We start from the raw sequence: 12,908 nt of genomic DNA, 5'->3' as shown, positions 1-12,908 counted from the left end.
TCGTGCGGTCTTTGAAGCCTGCAAGTGTGAAGGCGCCGGGGCCGGGCGCCGCTTCGCCGTTAACCGCCGTTTCAGCACGTCGGCAGTCGCTGCCGCACGGGCAGCCGGAAACGGGTTCGTTGACCCAGCGGAAAAGGGTGGTGACGCCCGGCGTGCCCGTTCAGCGGGCGAAGCTCACGGGCTCTTCATGCGCCTTGAGGTCGGCGCCGAGTTCCTGGCCGAGGGCGAGGATGGTCTCGATCGGCTGCTGGCCTGAGAACTCGATGGCGACGCCGCGTTCCAGCACGCGCACGACGCGCGCCATGGTGCGGGAGATCTGGACGACGTCGCCGGGCTTGAGGTCTTCGGCGCCGCCGATCGCCGCGCCCGACAGCGAGATGTCGAGGACGCGCACCGGCACCTTCTCGCCGAGCGGCGTGGTGATGGTGGTGAAGGGGTTGCGCGGAATGACACGCTCGTGCCGGCGATCCTCGGGCAGCCCGAGAATCTGGCGGTTGGCGAGCCAGGTCAACTGGTCGGCGAGCTTGTCGCGCTTGCGGAGCGAGGCCTCGATGGTCATCGAGAAGCCGGTCTCGGTGACGCGGACGATCATGCCCTCGATTCGGCCGACATGGTCGAGATAGGCGATGACGCGCTCACCGAGCTTGCCGACCACGGGGGCGACGACGGCGGCGCCGCCCGGGGACATGTCGACGACCTGGCAGGGGAATTCGCGCCGGTCCGACAACATGAAGCGGCCCAGTACATCCACCCGGACGCGCTGGAAGCGACGGTTCTCTTCCGACGACGGTGCGGACAGGACTTTCGCGAGCGCTGACATGTTTTGCGGGGTTGGAGGACGATGCGCCAAAGATTAACGGGTGAGCGTTAACGCAGTGTTGCAAAGCGCCTCATCAGGCCACATTGCCGCCCTGAATGATACGCAGCACCGGACGTGTGGGAAAGGCGGCGGTGTTCGGCTGTACGGGGGCCGCCGCTGCGATCTCGGCCGGGCCCTGCCAGGCGGGCCAGAGCAGGCGGACTGACACGACCTCGATACGGGCGAGATCGTCGCGACCGACCCAGTAGGGCGCGTCGGCGGCGCTGACGGCGCCGATCAGACGCGCTCCGAGGCGGCCGCGATGGACGAGCGGCAGGAGGACGGCCTCGAGCACCACGCTGCGCCCGGCCGTGCTGGTAGCGGTGAGGCTCATCATCATTCCCGAAGGGGCCGCCAGCGCATCGCCCAGGGTACGGATCACCGTCTTGCGTGCTTCCGTGGTGAAGGCGTCGAGGAAGCCGGCGCCCTTCAGTTCCCGTGCAAAGAGCGTGCAGGCCCTGGAACCGGCGAGACGGTAGACGAGGCTGCCGCTGTGGTCGGTTTCCAGGATGAACGTATCGCCGAGAATCGGAGCGATCGCGCGGGGGTCGATTTCCGTGCGATCGGGAGCCGGTCGGCCGGCACGCAGCTGGTCCCAGTGGGCGAAGAGGGTGCTGCTGGCGGCATTGTTCATCATGGGCCTCGTCTGTGCCGATCCGGGACGGAAAATGCCCGGATGCGAAGGATCGAGACGGGATCAGCACCGCCTGTGCCATGACCCGGCGGGGCGGGCGGAGTTAACGGTTCGTTTCCGCGTTAGGGTTAAGAAACGCTTTCGATTGCAGGCGGCGCACGGCGTGTGGTTCGGTTCAGTCGTTCCACGAATTCGGGACGCCGGTCTTGACTCCCGGCCGACCGCACGACTTCAGGCATATCTCCGGGGACAAGAGGAGATGGAGACGTGACCTATCGGGAATGGTTCGCCATTCCCCACGTTCCCGCCGGGGGAGATCGCAAGATCTCCCCCTTTTTTTGTCCTTGCGGTGCCCGGTGTGGTCCTGCGGTCCGTCGCGCGCCCCGCCGGCTCTCGACACGGGGGTCGCCTTGGCTCTAGTGAGACCTTCCCGCAGGCGATCCCCCGGCAGTTCTCCTTGTCCGAACGCGAACCGATCCTCAACATTCCCGGAGTGGTGACCGCGCTCAGCCTGGCGATGATCGCCATTCACGCGGCCCGCATCTTCCTCTTGAGCGATGATGCGGACCGCGAGGTGCTGCTCACCTTCGCCTTCATCCCGGCCCGGTTCGAGCCGTCGCTTGCCGGCACCTGGTTCCCCGGTGGGGCGGCGGGGGATGTGTGGACCTTCGTGACCTACGGCTTCCTGCATGCCGACTGGACGCATCTGGCCGTCAACGTCCTCTGGCTGGCGGTCTTCGGGTCGGCCGTGGCGCGTCGCTTCGGGACGCTGCGAAGCCTGGTGTTCTTCGCGGTGACCGCGGCGGCGGGCGCCGTCGGTCACCTCATGGCGGTCGGGACCGCCTTCGTGCCGGTGATCGGTGCGTCGGCCGCCGTGTCCGGCTTCACGGCCGCCGCCCTGCGTTTCGTCTTCCAGGCGGGCGGCCCGCTGAGTCCGATGCGGGCCAGCGGCGAGGATGCCTTCCGGGTCCCGGCGCTCGGGCTTACCGCCATGGTCCGCAACGGGCCGGTGATGGGGATGATCGTGGTGTGGATCGCGGTCAACGTCGCCTTCGGCGCGATCAACCTGCCGATGCCGGGATTCGAGGGCCAGATCGCCTGGCAGGCTCATCTCGCAGGCTTCGCGGCGGGACTTTTCCTGTTCCGCTTCTTCGATCCGGTGCGCGCCGGCTGACAGTGTTGCGCTGCACACCTGCCGTCTTGTCTTCATGCCGAGCAAGGCGAATACTTCGGGTCCGGGCAACCGTGGTATGACAAGGCGGGGCTGCCCGCGACGGGCGTCCCGCCGCGACCGGAGGCAGATCATGAACGTGAAGAGCATTCTGGACGCCAAGGGCAGGGCGGTCGCCACGATCGCTCCCGACGCGACGCTGGCGGCTGCCGCCAACCTGCTCGCCGAAAAGCGGATCGGTGCCGTCGTGGTCACGGGAGCGGGCCATACCGTGGCTGGCATCCTGTCCGAACGCGACATCGTCCGCTCGCTGTCGGAACATGGCGCGCGGGCCCTCGACCGCTCGGTGGACGAAACCATGACGCGCAAGGTGACCACCTGCGCCGAACAGGACTCCCTTGGACAGCTCATGGAGAGCATGACCAACGGCAAGTTCCGCCACCTGCCCGTCGTCGAAGACGGCCGGCTCGTCGGCATCATCTCCATCGGCGACGTGGTGAAACGGCGGCTCTCGGAGATCGAGCGCGAGCATAACGCCCTCAAGGACTACGTGATGAACGCCTGATCCGGGCGCTCAGCTCACGGCCTTCAGCGCCTCGGCGAGATCGGGCAGCAGCCGCTCGGCCGCCTCCTCGCCGAGCGCGATGGCCTCTGCGGCGCGGTGGAACTCGAACAGGCCGATCTTCGACAGCCGGGGGCCGATCAGGATATTCGGCGGATCGCCCGCCAGCCGCTGGCGAGCGATGCGCTCCTGGGTGGCGTTGAAGGCCTTGGCCATCACGGTGGGGATGCCCGGCGCGCGGGCCATCGCGATGCGCGTATCGATGGGCCCCGGCTCGGTGTCGAGCGACATTGCGGCGCGCAGCGGCCGCGCCAGTGCCCGGCCGATGCCGCGGCCAAGACCGCGTCCGATGCCCTTGCCGAGATTGACCACCGCCCTGACGCGCGGCCGGCTCTCGACCAGCGGCAGGGCCTCGTCCTCGGGGCTGGTGCCGTGGTCCTGGATGACGGTCGAGCGGCCGAGGGCGTCGGCATTGAGGCTGACGGCGATCACCAGCCGGGCGCCGAGGGCGCGGGTGACGGAAACGGGGACGGGGTTCGACAGGGCGCCGTCCATCAGCCAGCGGCCGCCGACACGGACCGGGGGAAGGATCCCCGGCAGGGCATAAGAGGCGCGCAGCGCCGTCATCAGCCGCCCGCGCGTCAGCCAGATCTCGTGGCCGGTGCCGATCTCAGTGGCCACCGCGGCGAAGCTGATCGGCAGCGCCTCGATCCGCGTCTCGCCGATCTCCCGCTGCAGCAGGTGGGCCAGCCGCGAGCCGCCCATCAGGCCGCCGCCGGAAATGGCGATGTCGACGAGCGAGATGACGTCGCGCCGTTTGAGCGACAGGGCCCAATCGGTGAAGGCGTCGAGCTTGCCGGCCGCATAGAGGCCGCCGACGGTGGCGCCGATCGAGGTACCGGCGATGACGTCCGGCTCGTAGCCGGCGCGCACCAGGGCGCGGATGATGCCGATATGGGCGAGGCCGCGGGCGGCGCCCCCTCCCAGGGCCAGGCCGATGACCGGCCGCGGCGGCGGCGTGAAGGTGCCTTCCGCGAAATCGGTGGGCTCGGCCTCTGGCCGGCGACGGCGGCGCAACGTCAGCATGGCTCAGCCGAAAGCCGGGCGCAGCCGCTCGGCGTCGCGGGGAACGAGCCGAACATCCTCCAGCGAGCCGCCGATGGGGACGGTGCGGTAGAAGCACGTCTTGCGGCCGGTATGGCACGAGCCGCCGTCGCCGCCGACCCGCACTTTGAGCCAGACGGCGTCCTGGTCGCAGTCGACGCGCATCTCGACGACCGACTGGATCTGACCGGACGTGTCGCCCTTGTGCCAGATGACCCCGCGCGAGCGCGACCAGTAATGGGCCTCGCCGGTCTCGATGGTCAGGCGCAGCGCCTCGGCATTCATATGGGCCACCATCAGGAGATCGCCTGTCTGCGCATCGCTGGTCACCGCGGTGACCAGACCATCGGCACCGAAACGGGGGAGGAGACGGTCACCCTCCTCGATCTCGGTCTTCGATGGTGACGCAGGGGCCTGCGGGGGGCAATCGGCGCACATGGCATGGGGTCCGCGGTGGGAAGGGGCATCGGTCGTGTCAAGTCTTCTATCCCGCCCTTGTGGACAAGCCCAAGTGCCAAGATCGGCGCAAGTGCCCGGCCACCACCGCGTCAAGGTTAACAATTGGTTTGGCTCGTCCCGGCGCGGTCCGGCAGGTAATTTGCCGTCGTTCTATTCCCCCGGAGACCCCAATGAGCGAGCAGCGAGACCTTTTCTCGAAGTCCGGCATCGTCGACCAGACCGAGCTCAAGGCCAATGCCGCCCTCTACGCGGCCCGGGAAACGGCCGCCGCTCCGGACGGGGATGTGGCGCCGATCATCACCGCGCCACCGCGGGTGATCCGCCAGGGCGGCGCTGCGGCGGCGCGGGCATTGCGCGAGAAACTGGTCGCCGAACACCAGGCCGTCGTGGTCGAGGCGGCCGCGCGCTTCGCCCGGCGCGAGGCCGGCGGCATTCCGGCGCGGTCGATCCTCAGGTTCCGGCTCAGCGACCTGCCGCGGCTCATCCGCCCCGATCGCGATCCGCCGAATCCGTCACGTTGAGGCCCGAGGTCCCCTAGCGCTCTTCGAAGCTGCGCGGGCCGCGCGCCTGCCGGGCGGCCTTGGCCGGGAGCGCCGCGACATGTCCGACGGCCATGTCCGCCCAGCCCGCCAGGGCCGGCGCGTCGAGCGTCGCCAGGTCGACGTAGACATAGCCTTCCATCGGCTTGCCCCGCACCTCCATCGGCCGGGTTCCCGGCAGGGCGAGGGCCGCTGCGTGCTGCTCCTTGCCGACCCGCAGGAGCAGCCCGCTTTCCGACAGCGCCGCCACCATGTTGCCGCCGAGCAGCACTCCCGTGCCGCCGAACATGGCGATGCGGCTCGTCGACCCATGCCGGGCTGCGGCCGCCTCGATCACCGCGAGGATCGTCTGATCGTCGGTCATGGCTTCGTTCTCCCGAACTCTCCGGCGCGCGACAGCCCGGGCGCCGTCATCGGCCTGGTGTCGACACGGTCCGCCGCGCAGCCCGTCTTACCATTGCGGCGTGAAACGGCCTGATGCTAAGAGGCGCGATCCGCTTTTCTCGTTCCAACGGGTGATTTCCGCATGTCCGTCGATCAGGCGACCGTCCGGCGCATCGCGCATCTCGCGCGCATCGCCGTGACAGACGAAGAGGTGCCGCACCTCCAGGATGAACTCAACGCCATCCTCGCCTTCGTCGAGCAGTTGAACGAGGTGGACGTGTCCAACGTCGAGCCGATGACCTCGGTCACCCCGATGGCGATGAAGAAACGCCAGGACGTGGTGAGCGACGGGGGCATCGCCGATCTCATCGTCGCCAACGCGCCCGAGCGGGAAGGGCATTTCTTCGCCGTTCCCAAGGTCGTGGAGTAAGCCATGACCGATCTGACCCAGCTCACCATCGCCGAGGCCTGCGACGGCCTGACGAAGAAGACCTTCTCGGCCGCCGACCTGACGCAGGCCTATCTCGCGGCCATGGAAAAGGGCCGCAAGCTCAACGCCTATGTGCTGGAGACGCCGGAAAAGGCGGTCGCGATGGCTGCTGCCTCCGATGCCCGCATCGCCAGGGGCGAGGCCGGACCGCTCGAGGGCATTCCCATCGGCGTGAAGGATCTGTTCTGCACCAAGGACGTGCGCACCACGGCCTGCTCGAACATTCTCGCCAATTTCGTGCCCCCTTATGAATCCACCGTCACGAGCAATCTGTGGCGCGACGGGGCCGTCATGCTCGGCAAGCTCAACAACGACGAATTCGCCATGGGCTCGTCCAACGAGACAAGCTGTTTCCCGACGCCGATCAATCCGTGGCGGCGGCAGGGCTCCAACGCCGGCGTCGGCCCCGGCGGAATCGACGGTACTCCCCTGGTTCCCGGCGGGTCCTCCGGCGGCTCGTCGGCCGCCGTCGCCGCCATGCTCTGTGCCGGTGCGACCGCGACCGACACGGGCGGATCCATCCGCCAGCCGGCGGCACTGACCGGCACGGTCGGCATCAAGCCGACCTATGGCCGCGTGTCGCGCTGGGGCATCGTCGCTTTCGCCTCCTCGCTCGATCAGGCAGGCCCCATCGCCCGCGACGTGAAGGATGCGGCCATGCTGCTGCGCACCTTCGCCGGTGCCGACGCGAAGGACACGACCTGCGTCGATCGTGAGGTGCCCGACTATGCCGCGGCGGTCGGCAAGTCGATCAAGGGCATGACCATCGGCATCCCCCGGGAATACCGCATCGATGGCATGCCCGAGGAGATCCAGAAGCTCTGGGACGACGGCGCACAGATCCTCAAGGAGGCCGGCGCCAACATCGTCGAGATCTCCCTGCCGCACACGAAATATGCGCTTCCGGCCTATTACATCGTGGCGCCGGCCGAGGCCTCGTCCAACCTCGCCCGCTATGATGGGGTGCGCTACGGCCTGCGCGAACCAGGCAAGGACATCGTCGACCTCTACGAAAAGACCCGCGCCAAGGGCTTCGGCAAGGAGGTCCGCCGCCGCATCATGATCGGCACCTATGTGCTGTCGGCCGGTTATTACGACGCCTATTACGTCCGGGCGCAGAAGCTCCGCACGCTGATCAAGCAGGATTTCGAACAGGCCTATGCCTCCGGCGTCGACGCCATCCTGACGCCGGCGACGCCTTCCGCCGCCTTCGGCATCGGCGAGAAGGGCTCCGCCGATCCGGTGGAGATGTACCTCCAGGACATTTTCACGGTGACGGTGAACATGGCGGGCCTGCCCGGCATCGCCGTTCCCGCCGGCCTTGACCCTCAAGGGTTGCCGCTGGGCCTGCAGCTCATCGGCCGCGCCTTCGACGAGGAGACGCTGTTCTCGGTGGCGAGCGTGATCGAGAAGGCCAAGGGCCGGTTCCCCGTCAGCGACCGCTGGTGGGGATGAGGCGATGATCGCCGCCCGTGCCGTCGCCATCGCGTGTCTGACGGTCTTCGGCTGGCTCCTGTGGATTTTCGCCGGGCTGCTCGTGATCTATCTCGTCATGGCCTGGCGGTCGGGCGATCCGGGGTTCAAGCTCGTCTATCTCGCCGTGATGGCCCTCGCCTCGGTGGCGTCGGGTTTCGCCAGCCGTCATCTGGCGCGGCGGATCGAGGCGGGTCGCTAGCGGCGACGTGTTTCCCCATGTTCGACACGCTCTTTTAAGGGGCTATCGGCCATTCTCCGCGGGTTCGTTTGCCGCCGCGGGGCTTCATGTCATCGATCGATTCTTCACACGACGTGCCCGCCGGCGAGGGGAGTCTCGCCCGGCTCGCCGCGCTGCCGCTCTTCGCGCTCGCCATCTTTGTCTCCGCCTTCCTGTTGTTCTCGGTGCAGCCGCTGTTCACCAAGATGGTGCTTCCGGTGCTCGGCGGCACGCCGGCGGTCTGGTCGGTGGCGATGGTCTTTTTCCAGGGCGTGCTGCTCGCCGGCTACGGCTATGCCCATCTGCTGAACCGTTATCTGGATCCGCGTCGCGCCATCCTCGTCCATCTGGCCATGATGGCGACCGTATTCGCGATCGCTCTGCCGATCGCCCTGGCGCCGGGCTGGGGCCGGCCACCGGCCGAAGGCGAGGCGTTCTGGCTCATCGGCCTGTTCGCGGCGTCGGTGGGCCTTCCCTTCTTCGCGCTCGCCGGCAATGGTCCACTGCTGCAGGCATGGTTCGCCCGGACGGGCCACCGCGACGCCGCCGACCCCTATTTTCTGTATGGCGCCTCGAATCTCGGTTCCTTCCTGGCGCTCCTGTCCTATCCCTTCGTGATCGAGCCGCTGCTGCCTCTGAAAACCCAGTCCGCTGTCTGGACCGCCAGCTTCGCCGTTCTTGGCGGCCTGATCGCAGTCACCGCGGTGATCCTCGTCTCGACCATCCGGGCGCCCGCGGTCGCTCCGTCGGCGGTCCGCGCCGAAACGTCGGTCGCCTGGGCGGAGCGGCTGACCTGGATCGGTCAGGCGGCGGTGCCATCTGGACTTCTGGTGGCGCTCACCGCACATCTGTCGACCGATGTCGCCGCCGTGCCGCTCCTCTGGGTGCTGCCACTGGCGCTCTTCCTGCTCACCTTCGTGCTCGCCTTCCGCGACGGCGGCTCCGGTCTGCATCGCCTCATGGTCGCCGCTCAGCCGCTGATGCTGGTCGGCGTTGTCTTCGCCCTGGTGGCCGGTGCGAACATCCCCTGGCCGCTGGCGGCGGCGCTGCATGTCGGCTTCTTCTTCGTCGCCACGATGGTCTGCCACGGCGAACTCTACCGCCGTCGCCCGATCACCACGCATCTGACTGAGTTTTACGTCATGTTGTCCGTCGGCGGGGTCATCGGTGGCGTTTTCGCCAGCCTGGCCGCGCCAGCCCTGTTCAACTCGATCCTCGAGTATCCGATCCTCGTCGTTGCCGCAGTCCTGTGCCGGCCGGGCATGTGCGAGGCACTGGGGCGGCTCGGCTGGTCGCGCCTCGTCGCCGCCATGGCCATCCTGGCCGGCCTGGTGGGGATGCAGGCCGTCGCCGGCGTCACTGCCAAGTCGCTGCCGGTTATCGGCTATATCGCCCTTATGTCCGCCATTGCCGGCGTCATCCTCATTAGCCGGCAGCAGCCGGCTGCCATGCTGGCGGGGGCGCTCGTTTTCTTCGCGATGAGCCAGGCGCCGGTCATGCCCGCAGGCACCCTCGCGCGCGAGCGCTCCTTTTTCGCCGTCCACGAGGTGCAGGAGACGCCGGACGGGCGGGGGCGACTGCTGGTCCATGGCATCACGGTCCATGGCGCCGAGCGCATCCGCCATCCCGACGGCCGGCTCATCGACGGGCGGCCCGAACCGGCGAGCTACTATCATCGCGGCGGGCCCTTCGGCGATGCCATCGGCGCCCTGCGCGCCACCCGGCAGGGCAGGCCGCTGCGGGTCGCCGCCATCGGGCTCGGGATCGGCTCGCTCGCCTGCTACAGCGAGCCTGGCGATGCCTGGACATTCCTTGAGATCGATCCCGTCGTGGTCCGGATGGCCCGCGATACCCGCCTCTTCCAGTCGCTGACACGCTGTGCGCCCGAGGCGCCGGTGGTGATCGGCGACGGGCGCCTGACGCTCGGCGACCAGGCCGGCCGCTTCGACCTCATTGTCGTCGACGCCTTCTCCTCGGATGCCATCCCCGTCCATCTGCTGACGCGGGAGGCCTTTGCCGGCTATCTCGGCAAGCTGGCGCCGGACGGGGCGATCCTCGTCCACATCTCCAACCGCAACATGGATCTCAGCCCGGTCGTGGCGGCCTCCGCCGCCGCCCATGGCCTCACCGGCGGCGTTCGCCACGGTGTTGCGGAAGGCGGCATGCGCGAGGCGATGACCGCCCCGGCCATCGTGGCCATGGTGGCGCGCGACGCGAGGCATCTCGGGGCCGTCGCTGGGTCGCCTGCATGGCCTCCCCTGGCCGTGCCAGCCGGCTTCCAGACCTGGACCGACGACTATTCCAACATCATCGACCCGATCATGAGGCGGTTGCGCCAGCCCTGAGGGTGGCGACGCCCGCATTGGCGCGGGCGCCGCCGGGGGCCGGCGCGGCGGGGCGGCTGCCGGCTTCCCAGGGGCGGATGGGGCGTCCGCCCAACTGGGATACGGGGCCCCCATGCCACCGGATGCAGCGGGAAGGGCAAAAGCGCAATTCAGCGACAGCCTGTCGCATCCAGGGGGCGTTCTTTGGTGTAGAACCACTGACGGCATGGTTCGGGAGGCTCCATGGTGGCGGTCAGCGTCGATCTCAAGGACGCCCTCGCGCGCTGCGCGGGCGGCGACAAGGCTGCCCTCAGGATGATCTACGACAGCGAATGCGCATCGATGATCGGCGTCGCCGTGCGCATCGTGAAGCGGCGCGAACTGGCCGAAGAGGTCGTGCAGGAGGCCTTCGTCAAGATCTGGCGCAATGCCCACCGCTATGACCCCGGCCTCGGCCCTGCCAAGGCCTGGATCTATGCCATCGTCCGCAACCAGGCCATCAACACCCTGCGAAGCGGCCGGCGCGAGGATCTCGTCGACGAGGTGCCGGAGGATGCAGGCGCGGCAGTGGAGGCCTATGCCGCCGCCGAGCGCCTGCCGGAAGGCCAGGCCCTGCGCCGCTGCCTGGAGGGGCTCGAGGCCCGCCGCCGCACCAGCCTCCTCATGGCCTATGTGGACGGCTTCTCCCATGGCGAGATCGCCGGCCGTCTCGGCCTGCCGCTCGGCACGGTGAAGGCCTGGATCCGCCGGTCGCTGCTGGCGCTCAGGGAGTGCATGGGATGACCGACGACCTCATCGCCACCGCCGGGGAGTATGTCGCCGGACTGATGTCGCCGGAGGAGCAAGAGGCCTTCGAACGGCTGATCGCCAGTGACCCCATGGTCCGCAGCGCCGTCGCGGACTGGCGCACGCGGCTCCTCGCGCTCGACGAGACCGCGACGCAGATGGCGCCCTCCGAAGGCCTTTGGCCGGCCATCGAGAGGGCTATTGGCGCTGCGCGTCCGGAACAGGCGAAACCCGGCTGGTTCGCGCGCCTCTGGCAGGATGTCTCCGCCCTGAGGCTCGCCTCGCTCGCGGGGGCTGCGGCGGCCCTCGTCATGGCGCTGCTTCTGGTCACGCAGCCATTCGGGCGCAGTGACAAGCCAACGGTCGTCGCGGTGCTGAACGCTCCGAACACGAGCGAAGCCGGCGCCATCGTCGAGGCCTTCGCCGACGGTCGTATCCGCGTCGTGCCGCTGCGCGCCATCCCGGTGCCGGAAGGGCGGGTACTGCAGGTCTGGACCCTGTGGGACCGGCAGGTCGGGCCACGCTCGGTCGGTCTGATGGAGCGGGCCGAGGCGCGCGACTACGTAACGTCAGGCATGCCGCGGCCGGTCGGCCAGCAAATGTACGAGATCACGCTGGAGCCGGCGGGCGGGTCGCCGACCGGGCGGCCGACCGGGCCGATCCTCTATGTCGGGCGGGGGGCGACGCCGCTTTGAGGCCGCCGGCAGGACGCAAGGGGGCCTGCGGGGCCCGCTGCCCCTTGCCGATGACCGCTCCCCTGGGCTACCCAAGCGCTTCTTCTCCACTGCCGGGCCCGCCCATGACCGCTCATGCCAATCCGAAGAACCTCATCCCCGGCGCCACCGGCGACTGGGAAGTGGTGATCGGCCTCGAGATCCACGCGCAGGTGGCGTCCAACGCCAAGCTGTTCTCGGGCGCGGCGGTCGGCTTCGGCGACGAGCCCAATGCCAATGTCAGCCTGGTTGACGCTGCCATGCCGGGCATGCTGCCGGTGATCAACGAGGAATGCGTGCGGCAGGCGATCCGCACCGGTCTCGGCCTGAAGGCGCAGATCAACCACCGCTCGGTCTTCGACCGGAAGAACTATTTCTATCCGGACCTGCCGCAGGGCTACCAGATCAGCCAGTACAAGAGCCCGATCGTCGGCGAGGGCGAGGTGATCGTCGACCTGTCGCCGACCGAGAGCTTCAAGGTCGGGGTCGAGCGGCTGCATCTCGAACAGGATGCCGGCAAGTCGATTCACGACCAGCATCCGACCCTGTCCTATGTCGACCTCAATCGCTCCGGCGTGGCGCTGATGGAGATCGTCTCCAGGCCCGACATGCGCTCGGCCGAGGAGGCCAAGGCCTATGTGACGAAGCTGCGCACCATCCTGCGCTATCTCGGCACCTGCGACGGCGACATGGAGAAGGGCAACCTGCGCGCCGACGTCAACGTTTCGGTGCGCAAGCCGGGCGATCCCCTCGGCACCCGCTGCGAGATCAAGAACGTCAATTCGATCCGCTTCATCGGCCAGGCCGTCGATTACGAGGCGCGCCGGCAGATCGGCATCATCGAGGATGGCGGCACGATCGACCAGGAGACGCGGCTCTACGACGCTTCCAAGGGCGAGACGCGGTCCATGCGGTCGAAGGAGGAGGCGCACGACTACCGCTATTTCCCCGACCCGGACCTGCTGCCGCTGGTGATCGAAGCGAGCTTCATCGAAGCAACACGCAAGACCCTGCCGGAACTGCCGGACGCAAAGGCCGAACGCTTCAAGCAGCAGTACAAGCTCTCGGCCTACGACGCCGGCGTCTTGGTGGTCGAGCGCGAAACGGCGGATTATTTCGAGCGTACGGCCCGCGGCGGGCGCGACGCCAAGCTCGTCGCCAACTGGGTCATCTCCGGTCTTTTCGGACTC

At 68.4% G+C, this 12,908-nt stretch carries 15 protein-coding genes; 10 read left to right on the top strand and 5 right to left on the bottom strand.

Annotation, left to right across the window (positions count from 1 at the left end; translation table 11 throughout):
* Window positions 1–160 precede the first annotated feature (160 nt).
* Together Q8O26_RS17420 and Q8O26_RS17415 are read right to left on the bottom strand one after the other, a co-directional pair.
* On the bottom strand, window positions 161–820 hold the full coding sequence (locus Q8O26_RS17420; protein WP_305577890.1) for a PilZ domain-containing protein: 660 nt from the start codon (window positions 818–820) through the stop codon (window positions 161–163).
* Window positions 821–893: 73 nt separating this feature from the next.
* On the bottom strand, window positions 894–1,496 hold the full coding sequence (locus Q8O26_RS17415) for a PAS domain-containing protein (RefSeq protein ID WP_305577888.1): 603 nt from the start codon (window positions 1,494–1,496) through the stop codon (window positions 894–896).
* A gap of 454 nt (window positions 1,497–1,950) precedes the next feature.
* On the opposite strand from Q8O26_RS17415, the gene Q8O26_RS17410 reads away from it, so the two are divergent.
* Window positions 1,951–2,667 (top strand): rhomboid family intramembrane serine protease, encoded by a 717-nt coding sequence (locus tag Q8O26_RS17410; RefSeq protein ID WP_305577886.1) that lies wholly within the window; start codon window positions 1,951–1,953, stop codon window positions 2,665–2,667.
* A gap of 130 nt (window positions 2,668–2,797) precedes the next feature.
* Window positions 2,798–3,229: a CBS domain-containing protein gene (locus Q8O26_RS17405; protein WP_305577884.1), complete on the top strand. Its 432-nt coding sequence runs from the start codon at window positions 2,798–2,800 to the stop codon at window positions 3,227–3,229.
* 9 nt (window positions 3,230–3,238) lie between these two features.
* Here the strand turns inward: Q8O26_RS17405 and Q8O26_RS17400 are convergent, their stop codons facing one another.
* Together Q8O26_RS17400 and hisI are read right to left on the bottom strand one after the other, a co-directional pair.
* On the bottom strand, window positions 3,239–4,312 hold the full coding sequence (locus Q8O26_RS17400; protein WP_305577882.1) for a patatin-like phospholipase family protein: 1,074 nt from the start codon (window positions 4,310–4,312) through the stop codon (window positions 3,239–3,241).
* Window positions 4,313–4,315: 3 nt separating this feature from the next.
* Complete coding sequence (gene hisI / locus Q8O26_RS17395; protein WP_305577880.1) at window positions 4,316–4,768, bottom strand: phosphoribosyl-AMP cyclohydrolase; 453 nt, start codon at window positions 4,766–4,768, stop codon at window positions 4,316–4,318.
* 191 nt (window positions 4,769–4,959) lie between these two features.
* Between hisI and Q8O26_RS17390 the strand changes: the two genes are divergently transcribed.
* On the top strand, window positions 4,960–5,310 hold the full coding sequence (locus Q8O26_RS17390; protein WP_305577878.1) for a hypothetical protein: 351 nt from the start codon (window positions 4,960–4,962) through the stop codon (window positions 5,308–5,310).
* Between the two features lie 13 nt (window positions 5,311–5,323).
* Here the strand turns inward: Q8O26_RS17390 and Q8O26_RS17385 are convergent, their stop codons facing one another.
* On the bottom strand, window positions 5,324–5,692 hold the full coding sequence (locus Q8O26_RS17385) for a TfoX/Sxy family protein (RefSeq protein ID WP_305577876.1): 369 nt from the start codon (window positions 5,690–5,692) through the stop codon (window positions 5,324–5,326).
* Between the two features lie 162 nt (window positions 5,693–5,854).
* Here Q8O26_RS17385 and gatC point away from each other — a divergent pair, with 162 nt between their 5' ends.
* The 7 genes from gatC to gatB form a co-directional block, all read left to right on the top strand.
* The gene (gene gatC, locus Q8O26_RS17380; protein WP_305577874.1) at window positions 5,855–6,142 is read left to right on the top strand and encodes an Asp-tRNA(Asn)/Glu-tRNA(Gln) amidotransferase subunit GatC; all 288 of its coding nucleotides are present in this window, start codon (window positions 5,855–5,857) and stop codon (window positions 6,140–6,142) included.
* A gap of 3 nt (window positions 6,143–6,145) precedes the next feature.
* A complete protein-coding gene (gene gatA / locus Q8O26_RS17375; protein ID WP_305577872.1) occupies window positions 6,146–7,657 on the top strand; it encodes an Asp-tRNA(Asn)/Glu-tRNA(Gln) amidotransferase subunit GatA in 1,512 nt (503 codons plus the stop codon).
* Between the two features lie 4 nt (window positions 7,658–7,661).
* Window positions 7,662–7,877 carry a hypothetical protein gene (locus Q8O26_RS17370; RefSeq protein WP_305577870.1) on the top strand — a complete coding sequence of 72 codons (216 nt, stop codon included), beginning with the start codon at window positions 7,662–7,664 and terminating at the stop codon, window positions 7,875–7,877.
* Between the two features lie 86 nt (window positions 7,878–7,963).
* Window positions 7,964–10,240, top strand: a complete 2,277-nt coding sequence (locus tag Q8O26_RS17365; protein ID WP_305577868.1) for a fused MFS/spermidine synthase — start codon at window positions 7,964–7,966, stop codon at window positions 10,238–10,240.
* 222 nt (window positions 10,241–10,462) lie between these two features.
* Window positions 10,463–11,002, top strand: coding sequence for a sigma-70 family RNA polymerase sigma factor (locus Q8O26_RS17360; RefSeq protein WP_305577866.1), 540 nt, complete (start codon window positions 10,463–10,465; stop codon window positions 11,000–11,002).
* Window positions 10,999–11,700 (top strand): anti-sigma factor domain-containing protein, encoded by a 702-nt coding sequence (locus Q8O26_RS17355; RefSeq protein WP_305577864.1) that lies wholly within the window; start codon window positions 10,999–11,001, stop codon window positions 11,698–11,700. Before Q8O26_RS17360 ends, Q8O26_RS17355 begins: the two co-directional genes overlap by 4 nt.
* 104 nt (window positions 11,701–11,804) lie before the next feature.
* The coding region (gatB, locus tag Q8O26_RS17350; protein ID WP_305577862.1) for an Asp-tRNA(Asn)/Glu-tRNA(Gln) amidotransferase subunit GatB at window positions 11,805–12,908 on the top strand (1,104 nt) is incomplete at its 3' end.

The organism is Phreatobacter sp. (assembly GCF_030691135.1).
GTDB lineage: Bacteria > Pseudomonadota > Alphaproteobacteria > Rhizobiales > Phreatobacteraceae > Phreatobacter.
The sequence above is the reverse complement of the archived record's forward strand: the minus strand, read 5'-3'. Positions and strand labels throughout refer to the sequence as shown.